The following is a 15,934-nucleotide window of genomic DNA, read 5'->3' on the forward strand; positions in this document are numbered from 1 at the left end:
CCCCCTGTGGGAGCGAGCTTGCTCGCCCCCCTGTGGGAGCGAGCTTGCTCGCGATGGGGCCCTTGAAAGCACAGCCACTCCCTCAGAAGTTATCCGGTAACCGCGCCTTCTCCCGCGCATGGTCACGACTGACCAAACCCTTGGTCACCAGGTCCTTCAAGCTCATATCCAGCGTCTGCATCCCCAACGACCCTCCCGACTGAATCGCCGAATACATCTGCGCCACCTTGTCCTCGCGGATCAGGTTTCGGATCGCCGACGTCCCCAGCATGATYTCGTGGGCCGCGATGCGTCCGCCGCCGATTTTCTTCACCAGGGTCTGGGACACCACCGCCAGCAGCGACTCGGAGAGCATCGAACGCACCATCGACTTCTCGTCCCCCGGAAACACGTCGACTACCCGGTCGATGGTTTTCGCCGCCGACGTGGTGTGCAGCGTGCCGAACACCAGATGGCCGGTTTCGGCGGCGGTCAACGCCAGGCGAATGGTCTCCAGATCGCGCATTTCGCCCACCAGAATCACATCCGGGTCTTCCCGCAGTGCCGATCGCAAGGCGGTGGCGAAGCTGCGGGTATCTCGATGAACCTCACGCTGGTTGATCAGGCACTTGCGCGGCTCGTGGACAAACTCGATAGGGTCTTCGATGGTGAGGATGTGGTGATGGCGATGGGTATTGAGGTAATCGATCATCGCCGCCAGCGTGGTGGACTTGCCGGAACCGGTCGGGCCAGTCACCAGCACCAGGCCACGGGGTGCGTCGGTCATTTTGCGAAACACGTCCCCCATGCCCAGTTCGTCCATGCCCTGCACTTTCGACGGGATGGTACGAAACACAGCGCCCGCGCCACGGTTCTGATTGAACGCATTGACCCGGAAGCGCGCCACACCGGGCACCTCAAAGGAAAAATCGGTTTCCAGGTGTTTCTCGAAATCCACCCGCTGGGCGTCATTCATGATGGCATGGATCAGCACCTGCACCTGCTGGTGCTCCAGGGCCGGCAGGTTGATGCGCCGCACATCGCCATCCACCCGAATCATCGGCGGCAGGCCGGCGGACAAGTGCAGGTCGGATGCCCCCTGTTTGGCGCTGAATGCCAGCAGTTCGGTGATATCCATAGCGTCTCTCAATTCCAGTAGAATGCCGCGAACCTTCAGACCGCTGGCGCCTCTTGATGTCCACCATAGCAGACAACATTCTCGAAGTTAGTTCGCGCATCCATGCCGCAACACTCGCCGCCAACCGCGCCGAGAACAGCGTCCAGCTGCTGGCCGTGAGCAAGACCAAACCCGCACAAGACCTGCGTGAAGCCTACGCCGCCGGCTTGCGCGACTTTGGCGAGAACTACCTGCAGGAAGCGTTGGGCAAACAGCTCGAACTGGCCGACCTGCCCTTGATCTGGCACTTCATCGGCCCCATTCAATCGAACAAGACTCGTGCCATCGCCGAGCACTTCGACTGGGTGCATTCCGTGGATCGCCTGAAAATCGCACAACGCCTGTCCGAACAACGTCCCGCCGATCTGCCGCCACTGAATATCTGCATCCAGGTCAACGTCAGCGGTGAAGCCAGCAAATCCGGCTGCACCCCGGCCGACCTGCCGGCCCTGGCCAACGCCATCAGTGCCCTCCCGCGCTTGAAGTTGCGCGGGTTGATGGCTATTCCTGAACCGACTGAAGATCGCGCCGCCCAGGATGCCGCTTTCGCTGCCGTGCAAAGCCTGCAAGCCAGCCTGAACCTGCCGCTCGACACACTTTCCATGGGCATGAGCCACGACCTTGAGTCAGCCATCGCCCAGGGCGCCACTTGGGTCCGTATTGGTACGGCCCTGTTTGGCGCCCGCGACTACGGCCAGCCGTAAACATGGCTGACACACTTCTGAATAAGGACCTGACATGAGCAAGACACGTATTGCCTTTATCGGTGCCGGCAACATGGCCGCCAGTCTGATTGGCGGCCTGCGGGCCAAGGGTCTGGAAGCCGCACAGATTCGCGCTAGCGATCCGGGCGAAGAAACCCGCGCCCGCGTGAGTGCTGAGCATGGCATCGAAACCTTCGCCGACAACGCCCAGGCCATCGACGGTGCCGACGTGGTCGTGCTGGCGGTCAAGCCCCAGGCGATGAAAGCCGTGTGCGAAGCGCTTCGCCCAAGCCTCAAGCCCGATCAACTGGTGGTTTCGATTGCCGCGGGCATCACCTGCGCCAGCATGAACAACTGGCTCGGCACCCAGCCGATCGTGCGCTGCATGCCCAACACCCCAGCGCTGGTGCGTCAGGGCGCGAGCGGCCTGTTCGCGACAGCCGAAGTGACCGCCGAACAGCGTCAGCAGGCCCAGGAACTGCTGTCCGCAGTCGGCATCGCCTTATGGCTGAATGAAGAGCAGCAACTGGACGCCGTCACCGCCGTTTCAGGCTCGGGCCCGGCGTATTTCTTCCTGCTGATCGAGGCCATGACCGCCGCTGGCGTGAAACTTGGCCTGCCAGCGGACATCGCCGCGCAACTGACCTTGCAAACCGCACTGGGCGCCGCCCAAATGGCCGTCTCCAGCGACGTCGACGCGGCCGAGTTGCGCCGCCGCGTCACCTCGCCTGCGGGCACCACAGAAGCTGCAATCAAGTCGTTCCAGGCCAATGGCTTCGAAGCCCTGGTCGAAAAAGCACTCGGCGCTGCCGCGCATCGCTCGGCCGAGATGGCTGAACAACTGGGTCAATAAGGAGCTTTTCATGATTGGATTGAATACCGCAGCGGTCTACGTGCTGCAAACCCTCGGCAGCCTGTACCTGCTGATCGTGCTGATGCGCTTCGTACTGCAACTGGTGCGGGCGAACTTCTACAACCCGATCTGCCAGTTCATCGTCAAGGCCACTCAGCCACTGCTCAAGCCACTGCGCCGGATCATCCCGAGCGTATTCGGCCTGGACATGTCCTCGCTGGTGCTGGCGATCCTGGTACAACTGGCGCTGATGGCCCTGACCCTGCTGCTGACCTACGGCACCACCGGCAACCCGCTACCACTGCTGATCTGGTCGGTCATCGGCGTGACCGCGCTGTTCATGAAGATTTTCTTCTTCGCCCTCATCATCAGCGTAATCCTGTCCTGGGTCGCTCCGGGCAGCCATAACCCGGGTGCCGAACTGGTGAACGACGTCTGCGAACCGGCCCTGGCGCCATTCCGCAAGTTCCTGCCGAATCTGGGCGGACTGGATCTGTCGCCGATCTTTGCGTTCCTGGCCATCAAACTGGTCGACATGCTGGTGATCAACAACCTCGCCGCCATGACCATGATGCCGGAAATCCTCCGCGTGTTGATCTGACCCGGTGAGCTGGTTTCGCTGGGACGGTGACGACCTGATTCTGGAGTGTCACCTGCAACCGGCAGCCCGTAGCGATGACTTCTGCGGGCTGCACGGCGATCGCCTGAAGATCCGCCTGACCGCGCCGCCAGTCGAGGGCAAGGCCAACGCGTATTTGATGGCGTTTCTGGCCAAGGCCTTTGGCGTGTCCAAGAGCCAGGTCAGCCTGATCAGTGGCGAGTTGAACCGGCAGAAACGGGTGCGGATCTGCTCGCCGAAGAAGTTGCCGGACTTGCCGGATCTGGTGCGCCCGACGGGCTGACCGCGTCATCGTTCATCGCGAGCAAGCTCGCTCCCACATTGGAATGCGTACCCCTGTGGGAGCGTGGCTTGCCCGCGATGGCCGCACCTCGGTCTTACATGAAAAAATCAGCTCGGGCCTTTGCTTGCCGCTAACCCCAGCGGTCTTTAGACTTACGCCTCATTTCAACGAGAGCAGGGTCGATGCCAGCTGCCTTTCCCCCCGATTCTGTTGGTCTGGTGACGCCGCAAGTGGCGCACTTCAGCGAAGCCCTGGCTCTCGCCTGCGGCCGTTCGCTCCCGGCCTATGACCTGATTTACGAAACCTACGGCACGCTCAACGCCACGGCGAGCAATGCCGTGCTGATCTGCCACGCCCTGTCCGGCCACCACCACGCCGCTGGCTACCACAGCGCCGACGACCGCAAACCCGGTTGGTGGGACAGCTGCATCGGTCCCGGCAAGCCGATCGACACCAGCAAGTTCTTCGTGGTCAGCCTGAACAACCTCGGCGGCTGCAACGGCTCCACCGGCCCGAGCAGCATCAATCCGGACACCGGCAAGCCGTTCGGTGCCGACTTTCCGGTATTGACCGTGGAAGACTGGGTGCACAGCCAGGCGCGTCTGGCGGACCGTCTCGGTATCGCCCAATTCGCAGCCGTGATCGGCGGCAGCCTCGGCGGCATGCAGGCGATGCAATGGAGCATCACCTACCCTGACCGCATCCGTCACTGCCTGGCCATCGCCTCGGCACCCAAGCTGTCGGCACAGAACATCGCGTTCAACGAAGTGGCGCGCCAGGCGATCCTCACCGACCCGGAGTTCCACGGCGGTTCGTTCCAGGAACACAACGTGATCCCCAAGCGCGGCCTGATGCTGGCGCGGATGGTCGGGCACATCACCTACCTGTCCGACGACTCCATGGGCGAGAAATTCGGCCGCGGGCTCAAGAGCGAGAAGCTCAACTACGACTTCCACAGCGTCGAGTTCCAGGTGGAAAGCTACCTGCGCTATCAGGGCGAAGAGTTCTCCGGGCGCTTCGATGCCAATACGTATCTGTTGATGACCAAAGCGCTCGACTACTTCGATCCGGCGGCGAACTTCGACGATAACCTGGCGAAAACCTTTGAAGGTGCCAAGGCCAAGTTCTGCGTGATGTCGTTCACCACCGACTGGCGCTTCTCCCCTGCCCGCTCGCGGGAACTGGTGGACGCGCTGATGGCCGCGCGCAAGGACGTCTGCTACCTCGAGATCGACGCCCCGCAAGGCCACGACGCCTTCCTGATTCCGATCCCACGCTACCTGCAGGCATTCGGCAATTACATGAACCGCATTACGCTGTGAGAAAGCCATGAGAGCTGATCTGGAAATCATCCAGGAATGGATCCCCGCCGGCAGCCGCGTGCTCGACCTCGGGTGCGGCGATGGCGAACTGCTGACCTGGCTGCGCGATAACAAGCAAGTCACCGGTTATGGCCTGGAAAACGACGCCGACAACATTGCCGAGTGCGTGGCCAAGGGCATCAACGTCATCGAACAGGACCTGGACAAGGGCCTGGGCAACTTTGCCAGCAACAGTTTCGACATCGTGGTCATGACCCAGGCACTGCAAGCCGTGCACTACCCGGACAGGATCCTCGAGGAAATGCTGCGCGTGGGCCGGCAGTGCATCATCACCTTCCCCAACTTCGGTCACTGGCGCTGCCGCTGGTACCTGGCGAGCAAGGGCCGGATGCCGGTTTCCGAGTTCCTGCCGTATACCTGGTACAACACGCCGAACATTCACTTCTGCACCTTCGCGGACTTTGAAGCCTTGTGTCGCGAACGTGAGGCGAAGGTCATTGATCGGCTTGCCGTGGATCAACAACATCGGCACGGGTGGGCCAGTAAGCTATGGCCTAATCTGTTAGGTGAGATCGGAATCTACCGCGTGAGCAGTCCGGGACTTTCCGACCACAAGGTCGCGGTCTGATCCACCCTATTTCAAGGAGAACGATCATGGGTCGTCTAGCGTTGCTTCTACTCACTGCCTGCCTGAGCGTCACCGCCATGGCCGCCGACGCCATCAAGGGCGAGCGCAAGGAAACCTTCGGTGACGTGACGGTGCACTACAACACCTTCAACTCCACCTACCTGACACCGGACATTGCCAAGTCCGCCGAACTCACCCGCAGCAAGAACCAGGGCGTGATCAACATTGCGGTGCTCAAGGACGGCAAACCGCAGATGGCGCAGGTCAGCGGTACGGTCAAAGACCTGACCAGCCAAAGTGTGGACCTGAAGTTCCGCCAGATCACTGAACAAGGTGCGATCTACTACATCGCCCAATTCCCGGTACCGCAGCAGGAAACCCGCACCTTCGACATCAAGGTGCAGACCGGCGACAAAATCAACACCATCAATTTCAACCAAGAGCTCTTCCCCGGCCAATGATCAACTTCACACAACTCGTATTGGCCAGCCATAACGCCGGCAAACTCAAGGAGCTCCAGGCCATGCTCGGTGAATCGGTGCATCTGCGCTCGATTGGCGAGTTCAGCAGCGTCGAGCCTGAAGAAACCGGCCTGTCGTTCGTCGAGAACGCGATCCTGAAAGCCCGCAATGCCGCGCGCATTTCCGGCCTGCCGGCGCTGGCCGACGATTCCGGGCTGGCGGTGGATTTCCTGGGCGGCGCGCCAGGCATCTACTCGGCGCGTTATGCCGACGGCAAGGGCGATGCGGCGAACAACGCCAAACTGCTCGACGTGCTGAAAGATGTGCCTGAAGCAGAACGTAGCGCGCAGTTCGTCTGCGTGCTGGCCTTGGTGCGTCACGCCGATGATCCGTTGCCGATCCTCTGCGAAGGTTTGTGGCACGGGCGCATCCTGACCGAGGCCAGCGGCGAACACGGTTTCGGCTACGACCCGCTGTTCTGGGTGCCGGAGCGCGATTGCTCCAGCGCCGAACTGAGCCCAAGCGACAAGAACCAGATCAGCCACCGCGCCCGTGCAATGGATCTGCTGCGCCAGCGTCTGGGCTTGAAATGACCCACGATTCCGCAGCAAAGCCACTGATCTTCGGTGGCGCCGCACAAACGCCCAGGGCAGCGCTGCCTGTGCTGCCACCCCTGGCGCTGTACATCCACATCCCGTGGTGCGTACGCAAATGCCCTTATTGCGACTTCAACTCCCACACCGCCAGCCCCGTGCTGCCGGAAGAAGAGTACGTCGACGCCTTGCTGGCCGATCTCGATCAAGACCTGCACGCCGTTTATGGTCGTGAGCTGAGCTCGATTTTCTTTGGGGGCGGCACGCCAAGCCTGTTCAGTGCTGATTCGCTGGGTCGCTTGCTCAAAGGCGTCGAACAGCGCATCCCGTTTGCCAGCGACATCGAAATCACGCTGGAAGCCAATCCGGGGACGTTCGAGCAAGACAAGTTCGTGGCGTACCGGAAACTGGGGATCAATCGCCTGTCGATCGGCATCCAGAGTTTCCAGCAAGAAAAACTCGAGGCCCTGGGGCGGATTCACAACGGTGACGAAGCCGTACGTGCCGCCGGCATGGCGCGACAGGCCGGGTTCGACAACTTCAACCTGGACTTGATGCATGGCTTGCCGAACCAGTCCCTGGATGATGCCCTGGCGGACCTGCGCACAGCCATCGCCCTGAAACCGACACACCTGTCGTGGTATCAACTGACCCTGGAACCGAACACGGTGTTCTGGAACCAGCCGCCAACGCTGCCGGAAGACGACACGCTGTGGGACATTCAGGAAGCCGGGCAAGCGTTGTTGGCTGAACACGGTTACGCGCAATACGAAGTCTCGGCCTATGCCCTGCCAGGTCGCCCGGCGCGTCATAACCTCAATTACTGGAGTTTTGGCGACTTCATCGGCATCGGCGCGGGCGCCCATGGCAAGCTCAGCCATCCGGACGGGCGCATCATTCGCACCTGGAAGACCCGCCTGCCGAAGGACTACCTGAATCCGGCGAAAAGCTTCCAGGCTGGCGAGAAAGCGCTGACCAATGATGAAATGCCGTTCGAATTCCTGATGAACGCGCTGCGCCTGACTGAAGGCGTCGAATCGCGGCTGTACCCGGAACGTACCGGCATGACGCTGGAAAGCCTTGCTGAGGGCCGCCGTGAAGCCGAACAAAGCGGCCTGTTGCAGGTCGAACCGTCACGTCTGGTAGCCACCGAGCGCGGACAACTCTTCCTCAACGACTTGCTGCAGAAATTTCTGAGCTGATTTCAGCCTTAAGGGAAAACGAATGGATTTGGTACTCGACCTGCTTGCCACCGTGTCTCGCTGGAGCCGCAGCAACCTCTCGGAAATCGCCCTGGCCCTGGTGGGTTGCCTGCTGGTGCTGTTCGGTGCGGATTTCAAAGGCTGGGTCGAGCAGCGTCTGGGCAGCATCGCCGGCGCATTGCGCGTGCCGCTGATGTCCCTGCTGTGCATGATCGGTAGCGGCGCGGCACTGATCTACGCCACGCCGTGGGTCGTGCGCGGCCTGAGCCAGTTCAACAACTACAGCCTGGCGCCAGTGTTGCTGGTGGTGTTGGTGTTGATTGGCGTGGTCGCTGACCGCCGCTGATCCTGCGGCACACACAGACAACTGTGGGAGCGAGCTTGCTCGCGATGAGGCCATCACATTCAACATCTATGTTGACTGTCAGGCCGCCATCGCGAGCAAGCTCGCTCCCACAGGTTTTACGCCAACTTCTCGAACTTCAAATCCCACACGCCATGCCCAAGACGTTCGCCACGGCGTTCGAACTTGGTGATCGGCCGCTCGGCCGGGCGCGGTACGCACTTGCCGTCTTCGGCAAGATTGCGGTAACCCGGCGCGACGCTCATCACTTCCAGCATGTATTCGGCGTACGGTTCCCAATCGGTGGCCATGTGCAGAATGCCGCCGACCTTCAACTTGCTGCGCACCAGCTCAGCGAAGGACGCCTGAACGATACGACGCTTGTGGTGACGGCTCTTGTGCCACGGGTCCGGGAAAAACAGCATCAGGCGATCGAGGCTGTTATCGGCCACGCAGCGGTTGAGCACTTCGATCGCGTCGCAATCGTAGACCCGCAGGTTGGTCAGGCCTTGCGTCAGCACGCCATTGAGCAGCGCACCGACACCCGGACGGTGCACTTCGACGCCGATGAAATCCTGATCCGGCGCAGCCGCTGCCATTTCCAGCAGCGAGTGGCCCATGCCGAAACCGATTTCCAGCGAGCGCGGTGCCGAGCGACCGAACACCTGGTCGAAGTCCACCGGCGCATCAGCCAGCGGCAGCACGAACAGCGGAGTGCCCTGCTCCAGGCCCTTTTGCTGGCCTTCGGTCATGCGCCCGGCGCGCATCACGAAACTTTTGATGCGGCGGTGTTGGCGCTCGTCGCCTTCTTCCGTCTGGATAGGCGTGTCGTTCGATTCAGTCATCAATGGCTCTTACTTGATCAGACCATCCAGCGGCGAAGAGGCGCTGGCATAGAGTTTTTTCGGCATGCGGCCAGCGAGGTAGGCCAGGCGGCCTGCGACGATGGCATGTCTCATGGCTTCAGCCATCATGACCGGCTGCTGGGCGTGGGCGATGGCCGAGTTCATCAGCACCGCATCACAACCCAGCTCCATGGAAATGGTGGCGTCGGACGCGGTACCGACACCGGCATCCACCAGCACCGGGATTTTGGCTTCTTCCAGGATGATTTGCAGATTGTACGGGTTGCAGATCCCCAGGCCCGAACCGATCAGACCAGCCAGCGGCATCACCGCGATACAGCCGATTTCCGCCAATTGACGGGCGATGATCGGGTCATCACTGGTGTAGACCATCACGTCGAAGCCTTCCTTGACCAGCGTTTCGGCGGCCTTGAGGGTTTCGATCACGTTGGGGAACAGGGTTTTCTGATCGGCCAGCACTTCCAGCTTCACCAGGTTGTGGCCATCGAGCAGCTCACGGGCCAGGCGGCAAGTGCGCACGGCCTCGATAGCGTCGTAGCAACCGGCGGTGTTCGGCAGGAAGGTGTAGCGATCCGGCGACAGCACTTCGAGCAGGTTCGGCTCGCCCTCGATCTGGCCAAGGTTGGTGCGACGCACGGCGAAGGTGACGATCTCGGCACCCGAGGCTTCGATGGCCAGGCGGGTTTCTTCCATGTCACGGTACTTGCCGGTACCGACCAGCAAACGCGACTGGTAAGTACGACCGGCCAGGACGAAAGGCTTGTCGCTGCGAACGATGCTCATGGGAAATCCTCTATAGGGGTGAGGTACTTGCAGAATTCTGTGGCCACTCGGCCGAGGTTGCTAGCCGCCACCGATGGCGTGCACCACTTCGACGTTGTCGCCGTCGTTCAACGTGGTGTCTGCGTGCTGACTGCGCGGGACGATATCCAGATTGAGTTCGACCGCCACCCGGCGTCCGGTCAGATCCAGACGGGTCAGCAGGGCCGCAACGGTTTCACCGTCGGGCAGTTCAAAGGATTCGCCGTTCAACTGAATGCGCATGCCGGATGCCGCCATCATTTTTAGGGGCTGGCATTCTAGCCCGATCATGACCTAAAGGTCAGCAACAAGCGTCAAGCGGTAAGTTGCAAGCGCCAGGCGGCTAACCCCAGGCAAAACCAGCCCACCAGGAAGGCCAGGCCACCGAACGGGGTGATGATGCCGAACTTGCTGAGGCCCGTCAGCGTCAAAACATACAGGCTGCCGGAGAACAGCAGGATACCGATGGCAAACGATGCGCCGGCCCAGGTGATCAGGCGGCCGGGAATCTGCGTGGCCAGGAATGCGACGCCCAGTAATGCCAGGGTATGTACCAGTTGATAGGTGACGCCCGTGTGGAAAATTGCCATGTACTCGGCGCTCAGGCGGTTTTTCAGGCCATGGGCGGCAAAGGCGCCGAGGCCGACACCGGTGAAGCCGAAAAAAGCGGCCAGCATCAGAAAGCCACGCAGCATGCAGAACTCCAGTCAGACTCGATCAACAGGGTCTGTATAATGGCCTGCTCAACGGGTTCGGCCAAGCCATCTCTATGCTGCGTATCTATTTCCGTCGTTTCACCAATGCCGTGCTCTGGTTCATGGGTGGCAGCGTATTGCTGGTGCTGATCTTTCGCGTGGTGCCGCCACCGGGGACCGCATTGATGGTCGAGCGCAAGATCGAATCCTGGTTCGATGGCGAACCCATTGACCTGCAACGGACCTGGAAACCCTGGGACGAGATCTCCGATGACCTGAAAGTCGCGGTGATTGCCGGCGAAGACCAGAAATTTCCGGAGCACTGGGGCTTCGATATCGGCGCGATTCAGGCGGCGTTTGCCCATAACGAGCGCGGCGGTTCGATCCGTGGCGCCAGCACCCTCAGCCAGCAAGTGTCGAAAAATCTGTTCTTGTGGTCCGGACGCAGCTGGCTGCGCAAAGGCCTGGAGGCCTGGTTTACTGCATTGATCGAAGTGTTTTGGCCAAAGCAGCGAATTCTTGAGGTGTACCTCAACAGCGTCGAGTGGGATGACGGCGTGTTTGGCGCCGAAGCGGCCGCCCGACATCACTTTGGTGTGAGTGCAAAAGGCCTCAGCCGCCAGCAGTCGAGCCTGCTCGCCGCCGTCCTGCCCAACCCGCGAGTCTGGAGTGYCAGCCATCCGACTTCCTACGTTTCGCGGCGTGCAGGGTGGATTCGACGGCAGATGAGCCAACTGGGCGGGGATAGCTATCTGGTCGGACTGAACGATTCACGCCGGGCGCCTTGGGCCGAATAACCGATCACCATTTATTGAAACACTGAAGATCCCTGTGGGAGCGAGCTTGCTCGCGATTGCGGCCTGACATTCAACTTTTATATTGAATGTTCGGACCTCATCGCGAGCAAGCTCGCCCCCACAGGATCAACGATCGGGGCGTTTTTTATTGCCTGCTCGCCAGTTACGCAGCGATCGACACTTTGAGCTTGTTCATCGCACTCTTCTCGAGCTGGCGAATACGCTCGGCCGACACGTTGTACTTCTGCGCCAGGTCGTGCAGCGTGGCTTTTTCTTCCGCCAGCCAGCGCTGATAGAGGATGTCACGGCTGCGGTCGTCCAGCACTTCCAGCGCTTCGTGCAGGTTGTGGTTGGAGTTGTCGCTCCAGTCGGCGTCTTCCAGTTGACGGGCCGGGTCGTACCGGTGGTCTTCCAGATAGTTGGCCGGCGACTGGAAAGCACTGTCGTCATCCGCTTCGGCAGCCGGGTCGAAGGCCATGTCATGGCCGGTCAGGCGACTTTCCATCTCGCGCACTTCCCGAGGCTCAACACCGAGGCTTTCCGCCACACGGTGGACTTCCTCGTTATTCAACCAGGCCAGACGTTTCTTCTGGCTGCGCAGGTTGAAGAACAGCTTGCGCTGGGCCTTTGTGGTCGCGACTTTCACGATGCGCCAGTTGCGCAGGATGAATTCGTGGATTTCCGCCTTGATCCAGTGCACGGCAAAGGACACCAGGCGCACGCCCATTTCCGGGTTGAAACGCTTCACGGCTTTCATCAGGCCGACGTTGCCTTCCTGGATCAGGTCAGCCTGGGCCAGGCCGTAGCCGGAATAGCTACGGGCGATATGTACGACAAAACGCAGGTGGGCGAGCACCATCTGCCGAGCCGCCCCCAAATCCTGCTCATAATAGAGACTCTCGGCCAGTTCACGCTCCTGCTCCGGCGACAGCAATGGAATGCTGTTGACGGTGTGCACATAGGCCTCCAGGTTCGCACCCGGGACCAGAGCATATGCAGGTTGCAAAGAATTGGTCATACGAAAAAACCTCCGACTTACAAACTCGTGCAGTTCAGCACTGCGAAAATTGACCGGAAACCGAAAGACAAGTTCCCAAAACCCAAAAACGCTGAAAGGTCAATACGAGCAAAATGATACTACTTAGGCGCAAGCTCCCTCAGGTGGCGTGCGACTGCAATCCATGCACCGATATACCCCAACAGCACCGCGCCAAGCAAGAGAGACAGACCGTCGGCAACTGGCACTCCAGCCAGTGCAAAATCACTGCCGTACAAACCGGCCAGCCCTACCACCGCGTCGTTCAGCCAATCAAGGCCGAACGCCAGTACGCCCCAGGACAGAATCCCCGCACCGAAGCCATACAGCGCGCCCATATATAGAAAGGGCCTGCGTACATAGCTGTCAGTGCCGCCGACCAGTTTAATCACTTCTATCTCTGTGCGGCGGTTTTCAATATGAAGACGAATGGTATTGCCTATCACCAAAAGTAATGCAGAAACCAGAAGCACGGTCAGACCGAAGACAAATCGATCACCCAGCTTGAGGATGGCTGCCAGACGCTCGACCCAGACTAAATCAAGTTGCGCCTGTTGTACCTTCGGCAGCTCGGATAGTTTTTGTCTTAATGCTTCAAGGGCCGGCTTGTCGACTTCGTTCGGCGTCACCAGGACCACGCCCGGCAGCGGGTTCTCCGGCAACTCCTTTAGCGCCTCGCCCAGCCCGGACTGTTTCTGGAACTCTTCCAGCGCCTGATCCCGGCCAACGTATTCGGCATCGGCGACGCCAGGCATTCCCTTGATCTGATCACGCAGCGATTCGCCTTCCGCCGGCTTGGCCTCAAGGTCCAGGTACAGGGAAATCTGCGCCGCACGCTGCCAGGAACCACCCAGACGCTCGACATTACTTAGCAAAAGTGACAGCCCCATGGGCAAACTCAGGGCCACCGCCATCACCATGCAGGTGAAAAAACTGCCGACAGGCTGCTTGCCCAGGCGGCGCAGGCTGTCCACCAGACTGGCGCGATGACTTTCGATCCAGGCGCGGAACAACGTAGCAAAGTCCGGCCCGTCGTCATCATCGCGTTTTTTCTTTTGCGGCTGCGGATCGGCGGCCTTCGGGGCCACACGCTCGGAAACCTTGGGGCTACGTGTTGCGCTCATACCGCGGCCTCCCCGTCACCGATCAATCGACCGCGTTGTAGCGTCAGCATGCGATGGCGCATGCGGGCGATCAGGGCCAGGTCATGACTGGCGATCAGCACGCTGGTACCCAGGCGATTGATGTCTTCGAACACACCCATGATCTCGGCGGCCAGACGCGGGTCGAGGTTACCGGTCGGTTCGTCCGCCAACAGCAAGGCCGGACGGTGGACGATGGCGCGGGCGATGCCGACGCGCTGCTGCTGACCGGTGGACAGGTCGCCCGGGTACAGATCGGTTTTATCCGACAGCGCCACGCGCTCCAGTGCCGAGTCCACGCGCTTGGCGATCTCGGCCTTGGACAGGCCCAGGATCTGCAATGGCAATGCAACGTTGTTGAACACCGTGCGATCGAACAGCAACTGGTGATTCTGGAACACCACACCGATCTGCCGGCGCAAGAAAGGTATCTGCGCATTGCTGATGGTGCTCAGGTCTTGCCCGGCGAGCAGCAATTTGCCGCTGGTCGGGCGCTCCATGGCCAGCAACAGCCGTAACAAGGTGCTTTTACCGGCGCCGGAATGGCCGGTGACAAACAGAAACTCGCCACGACGGACTCGAAAGCTCAGCTCATGCAAGCCGACGTGACCGTTCGGGTAGCGCTTACCGACCTGTTCGAAACGAATCATGAACGCTCCCGCTCGGCAAACAATGCCTGGACAAAGGGTTCTGCTTCAAAGGTACGCAAATCGTCGATGCCTTCGCCGACGCCGATGTAGCGGATCGGCAGGCCGAATTGCTTGGCCAGGGCGAAAATCACCCCACCTTTCGCTGTGCCATCGAGCTTGGTCAGCGCCAGGCCAGTCAGCTCGACGGTCTGGTTGAATTGCTTGGCCTGGTTGATGGCGTTCTGGCCGGTACCAGCGTCAAGCACCAACAGCACTTCGTGAGGTGCGTCGGCGTCGAGCTTGCCGATCACCCGGCGAACCTTCTTCAGCTCTTCCATCAGATTGTCTTTGGTGTGCAGGCGGCCGGCGGTGTCGGCGATCAACACATCGATACCACGGGCCTTGGCGGCCTGCACGGCGTCGAAGATCACCGAAGCCGAGTCGGCGCCAGTGTGCTGCGCGATCACCGGGATCTTGTTGCGCTCGCCCCAGACCTGCAACTGCTCCACCGCCGCGGCGCGGAAGGTGTCGCCAGCGGCGAGCATGACTTTCTTGCCTTCCAGCTGCAGCTTCTTCGCCAGTTTGCCGATGGTGGTGGTCTTGCCGGCACCGTTGACGCCGACGACCAGAATCACGAACGGCTTGTTCTGCGAGGTGACTTTAAGCGGCTGCTCGACAGGCTTGAGCATGGCCGCCAGCTCGGCCTGCAGGGATTTGTACAGGGCATCGGCGTCGGCCAGCTCTTTGCGTGCGACTTTCTGCGTCAGACGCTGGATGATCACCGAAGTGGCTTCGACACCGACGTCGGCGGTCAGCAAGCGGGTTTCGAGGTCTTCCAGCAGTTCGTCATCGATGACCTTCTTGCCCAGAAACAGGCTGGCCATGCCTTCGCCGATACTGGCGCTGGTCTTGGACAGGCCCTGCTTGAGACGGGCGAAGAAACCGGCTTTGGTTTCTTCGGTGCGCACTGGCTGGACCGGGGTTTCGATGGGAGCGAGGGCGGGAGCGGGAGCAGGTGCAGGTGCAGGTGCAGGTGCAGGTGCAGGTGCAGCAACAATCGGGGCTACCGGTTCGATTACAACCGGTGCAGGTGCAGGCTCAGCCACAACGACTGGCGCCACCACCGGCTCGATCTCAGGCGCATGAACCGGGGCCGGCGCAAACTCAGCCGGGGCCGGTATCTGCGGTGTCACGTGAGGGGCCAGGTCATTCTCGACCAGTGCCACGGGCTCTTCCGCCACGGGCAAGGTCAGCCACGGCTCGGCAGCGCTGGTCAGCGGTTGCTCGATGATTTCACGGGCAGGTTCGGCGACGACTTCGGCCTGCGTCTGCAGCACCGGCTCGGCAATCGGCAGAGCAACCGATGCAGACGCTTCTTCTATTACCGGGACCGGTGCCGGCGCTGGTTCAGGAATGGCTTGTGGCTGTTCGACGACGGGTTCCTGCGGCTTTTTGCGCAGCCATCCGAACAGGCTTTTTTTCTCGCCAGCCGCAGCTGGGGTCTTCTTGTCGTCGTTGGAACCAAACATGGAGGACGGCTATCTCACAGTAGCGACGCGCCAATGGCGCCCCGGCAAATAAATATTCGATGCAGAACAGACTGCGATTGACCCAGCTTGTTCACGCGCAACATTTTGTCGAGGTGCCAACGGCGCCTCAAAGGTCGACTAATACGAAGGACTGGAACGGCATCGTCGGCGAAAACGCAGAGTTTAGCTGACAAACTCAAAGTTTCTGCCGGTAACCCATACAACCCGAAGGCCGGTCAAAGGCCTGATAGGCGTGGCCGCCAGTAAACCGGATC

Annotated in this window: 20 protein-coding genes; 11 read left to right on the forward strand and 9 right to left on the reverse strand. The window is 60.7% G+C overall.

Going from position 1 to position 15,934, the window contains the following annotated elements:
* Positions 1-82 precede the first annotated feature (82 nt).
* Positions 83-1,117 (reverse strand): type IV pilus twitching motility protein PilT, encoded by a 1,035-nt coding sequence (locus AC1DU9_RS11670; protein ID WP_223456699.1) that lies wholly within the window; start codon positions 1,115-1,117, stop codon positions 83-85.
* Positions 1,118-1,173: 56 nt separating this feature from the next.
* Here AC1DU9_RS11670 and AC1DU9_RS11675 point away from each other — a divergent pair, with 56 nt between their 5' ends.
* The 10 genes from AC1DU9_RS11675 to AC1DU9_RS11720 all read left to right on the forward strand — a co-directional run bounded on the left by AC1DU9_RS11675 (position 1,174) and on the right by AC1DU9_RS11720 (position 8,167).
* Positions 1,174-1,860 (forward strand): YggS family pyridoxal phosphate-dependent enzyme, encoded by a 687-nt coding sequence (locus AC1DU9_RS11675; protein ID WP_223456697.1) that lies wholly within the window; start codon positions 1,174-1,176, stop codon positions 1,858-1,860.
* Positions 1,861-1,894: 34 nt separating this feature from the next.
* The gene (proC, locus tag AC1DU9_RS11680) at positions 1,895-2,713 is read left to right on the forward strand and encodes a pyrroline-5-carboxylate reductase (protein WP_223456695.1); all 819 of its coding nucleotides are present in this window, start codon (positions 1,895-1,897) and stop codon (positions 2,711-2,713) included.
* 10 nt (positions 2,714-2,723) lie between these two features.
* Entirely contained in the window at positions 2,724-3,314 is a 591-nt protein-coding gene (locus AC1DU9_RS11685) for a YggT family protein (protein WP_223456693.1), read from the forward strand.
* 4 nt (positions 3,315-3,318) lie between these two features.
* Complete coding sequence (locus AC1DU9_RS11690; RefSeq protein ID WP_223456691.1) at positions 3,319-3,615, forward strand: DUF167 domain-containing protein; 297 nt, start codon at positions 3,319-3,321, stop codon at positions 3,613-3,615.
* A 182-nt stretch (positions 3,616-3,797) separates the two neighbouring features.
* On the forward strand, positions 3,798-4,937 hold the full coding sequence (gene metX / locus AC1DU9_RS11695; protein WP_223456688.1) for a homoserine O-succinyltransferase MetX: 1,140 nt from the start codon (positions 3,798-3,800) through the stop codon (positions 4,935-4,937).
* Between the two features lie 7 nt (positions 4,938-4,944).
* Positions 4,945-5,565, forward strand: coding sequence for a methionine biosynthesis protein MetW (metW, locus tag AC1DU9_RS11700; RefSeq protein WP_223456686.1), 621 nt, complete (start codon positions 4,945-4,947; stop codon positions 5,563-5,565).
* Positions 5,566-5,591: 26 nt separating this feature from the next.
* A complete protein-coding gene (locus AC1DU9_RS11705; protein WP_223456684.1) occupies positions 5,592-6,026 on the forward strand; it encodes a DUF4426 domain-containing protein in 435 nt (144 codons plus the stop codon).
* Positions 6,023-6,619, forward strand: a complete 597-nt coding sequence (gene rdgB / locus AC1DU9_RS11710; protein ID WP_223456683.1) for an RdgB/HAM1 family non-canonical purine NTP pyrophosphatase — start codon at positions 6,023-6,025, stop codon at positions 6,617-6,619. Before AC1DU9_RS11705 ends, rdgB begins: the two co-directional genes overlap by 4 nt.
* The gene (gene hemW / locus AC1DU9_RS11715) at positions 6,616-7,821 is read left to right on the forward strand and encodes a radical SAM family heme chaperone HemW (RefSeq protein ID WP_223456682.1); all 1,206 of its coding nucleotides are present in this window, start codon (positions 6,616-6,618) and stop codon (positions 7,819-7,821) included. Before rdgB ends, hemW begins: the two co-directional genes overlap by 4 nt.
* A 22-nt stretch (positions 7,822-7,843) precedes the next feature.
* Positions 7,844-8,167, forward strand: coding sequence for a DUF3392 domain-containing protein (locus tag AC1DU9_RS11720; protein WP_007987827.1), 324 nt, complete (start codon positions 7,844-7,846; stop codon positions 8,165-8,167).
* A gap of 116 nt (positions 8,168-8,283) precedes the next feature.
* Here the strand turns inward: AC1DU9_RS11720 and trmB are convergent, their stop codons facing one another.
* The 4 genes from trmB to AC1DU9_RS11740 form a co-directional block, all read right to left on the reverse strand.
* Positions 8,284-9,009 carry a tRNA (guanosine(46)-N7)-methyltransferase TrmB gene (gene trmB, locus AC1DU9_RS11725; RefSeq protein ID WP_223456681.1) on the reverse strand — a complete coding sequence of 242 codons (726 nt, stop codon included), beginning with the start codon at positions 9,007-9,009 and terminating at the stop codon, positions 8,284-8,286.
* 9 nt (positions 9,010-9,018) lie between these two features.
* Positions 9,019-9,813, reverse strand: coding sequence for a thiazole synthase (locus AC1DU9_RS11730; protein ID WP_223456680.1), 795 nt, complete (start codon positions 9,811-9,813; stop codon positions 9,019-9,021).
* A gap of 60 nt (positions 9,814-9,873) precedes the next feature.
* Positions 9,874-10,074 (reverse strand): sulfur carrier protein ThiS, encoded by a 201-nt coding sequence (gene thiS / locus AC1DU9_RS11735; protein WP_007953386.1) that lies wholly within the window; start codon positions 10,072-10,074, stop codon positions 9,874-9,876.
* A gap of 71 nt (positions 10,075-10,145) precedes the next feature.
* The gene (locus AC1DU9_RS11740) at positions 10,146-10,526 is read right to left on the reverse strand and encodes a DUF423 domain-containing protein (RefSeq protein WP_223456679.1); all 381 of its coding nucleotides are present in this window, start codon (positions 10,524-10,526) and stop codon (positions 10,146-10,148) included.
* A gap of 74 nt (positions 10,527-10,600) precedes the next feature.
* Here AC1DU9_RS11740 and mtgA point away from each other — a divergent pair, with 74 nt between their 5' ends.
* On the forward strand, positions 10,601-11,323 hold the full coding sequence (gene mtgA, locus AC1DU9_RS11745) for a monofunctional biosynthetic peptidoglycan transglycosylase (protein WP_477810191.1): 723 nt from the start codon (positions 10,601-10,603) through the stop codon (positions 11,321-11,323).
* A gap of 163 nt (positions 11,324-11,486) precedes the next feature.
* Here the strand turns inward: mtgA and rpoH are convergent, their stop codons facing one another.
* The 4 genes from rpoH to ftsY all read right to left on the reverse strand — a co-directional run bounded on the left by rpoH (position 11,487) and on the right by ftsY (position 15,659).
* Positions 11,487-12,341: an RNA polymerase sigma factor RpoH gene (rpoH, locus tag AC1DU9_RS11750; RefSeq protein ID WP_150725044.1), complete on the reverse strand. Its 855-nt coding sequence runs from the start codon at positions 12,339-12,341 to the stop codon at positions 11,487-11,489.
* A 119-nt stretch (positions 12,342-12,460) separates the two neighbouring features.
* Positions 12,461-13,483, reverse strand: coding sequence for a permease-like cell division protein FtsX (gene ftsX / locus AC1DU9_RS11755; protein WP_223456676.1), 1,023 nt, complete (start codon positions 13,481-13,483; stop codon positions 12,461-12,463).
* The gene (gene ftsE, locus AC1DU9_RS11760) at positions 13,480-14,151 is read right to left on the reverse strand and encodes a cell division ATP-binding protein FtsE (RefSeq protein WP_007975383.1); all 672 of its coding nucleotides are present in this window, start codon (positions 14,149-14,151) and stop codon (positions 13,480-13,482) included. The genes ftsX and ftsE overlap by 4 nt, the downstream gene beginning before the upstream one ends.
* Positions 14,148-15,659: a signal recognition particle-docking protein FtsY gene (gene ftsY, locus AC1DU9_RS11765; RefSeq protein ID WP_477810192.1), complete on the reverse strand. Its 1,512-nt coding sequence runs from the start codon at positions 15,657-15,659 to the stop codon at positions 14,148-14,150. Before ftsY ends, ftsE begins: the two co-directional genes overlap by 4 nt.
* Between the last annotated feature and the right edge of the window lie 275 nt (positions 15,660-15,934).

This window comes from Pseudomonas sp. P4_C1, from assembly GCF_056402155.1.

What these genes read in the sequence shown, in the direction of transcription:
- AC1DU9_RS11740 (WP_223456679.1), bottom strand. Translation starts at nt 10,526, where the DNA reads ATGCTGCGTGGCTTTCTGATGCTGGCCGCTTTTTTCGGCTTCACCGGT.
- hemW (WP_223456682.1), top strand. Translation starts at nt 6,616, where the DNA reads ATGACCCACGATTCCGCAGCAAAGCCACTGATCTTCGGTGGCGCCGCA.
- metX (WP_223456688.1), top strand. Translation starts at nt 3,798, where the DNA reads ATGCCAGCTGCCTTTCCCCCCGATTCTGTTGGTCTGGTGACGCCGCAA.
- trmB (WP_223456681.1), bottom strand. Translation starts at nt 9,009, where the DNA reads ATGACTGAATCGAACGACACGCCTATCCAGACGGAAGAAGGCGACGAG.
- ftsE (WP_007975383.1), bottom strand. Translation starts at nt 14,151, where the DNA reads ATGATTCGTTTCGAACAGGTCGGTAAGCGCTACCCGAACGGTCACGTC.
- AC1DU9_RS11705 (WP_223456684.1), top strand. Translation starts at nt 5,592, where the DNA reads ATGGGTCGTCTAGCGTTGCTTCTACTCACTGCCTGCCTGAGCGTCACC.
- AC1DU9_RS11720 (WP_007987827.1), top strand. Translation starts at nt 7,844, where the DNA reads ATGGATTTGGTACTCGACCTGCTTGCCACCGTGTCTCGCTGGAGCCGC.
- AC1DU9_RS11675 (WP_223456697.1), top strand. Translation starts at nt 1,174, where the DNA reads ATGTCCACCATAGCAGACAACATTCTCGAAGTTAGTTCGCGCATCCAT.
- rpoH (WP_150725044.1), bottom strand. Translation starts at nt 12,341, where the DNA reads ATGACCAATTCTTTGCAACCTGCATATGCTCTGGTCCCGGGTGCGAAC.
- AC1DU9_RS11730 (WP_223456680.1), bottom strand. Translation starts at nt 9,813, where the DNA reads ATGAGCATCGTTCGCAGCGACAAGCCTTTCGTCCTGGCCGGTCGTACT.
- proC (WP_223456695.1), top strand. Translation starts at nt 1,895, where the DNA reads ATGAGCAAGACACGTATTGCCTTTATCGGTGCCGGCAACATGGCCGCC.
- AC1DU9_RS11685 (WP_223456693.1), top strand. Translation starts at nt 2,724, where the DNA reads ATGATTGGATTGAATACCGCAGCGGTCTACGTGCTGCAAACCCTCGGC.
- thiS (WP_007953386.1), bottom strand. Translation starts at nt 10,074, where the DNA reads ATGCGCATTCAGTTGAACGGCGAATCCTTTGAACTGCCCGACGGTGAA.
- metW (WP_223456686.1), top strand. Translation starts at nt 4,945, where the DNA reads ATGAGAGCTGATCTGGAAATCATCCAGGAATGGATCCCCGCCGGCAGC.
- ftsX (WP_223456676.1), bottom strand. Translation starts at nt 13,483, where the DNA reads ATGAGCGCAACACGTAGCCCCAAGGTTTCCGAGCGTGTGGCCCCGAAG.
- ftsY (WP_477810192.1), bottom strand. Translation starts at nt 15,659, where the DNA reads ATGTTTGGTTCCAACGACGACAAGAAGACCCCAGCTGCGGCTGGCGAG.
- rdgB (WP_223456683.1), top strand. Translation starts at nt 6,023, where the DNA reads ATGATCAACTTCACACAACTCGTATTGGCCAGCCATAACGCCGGCAAA.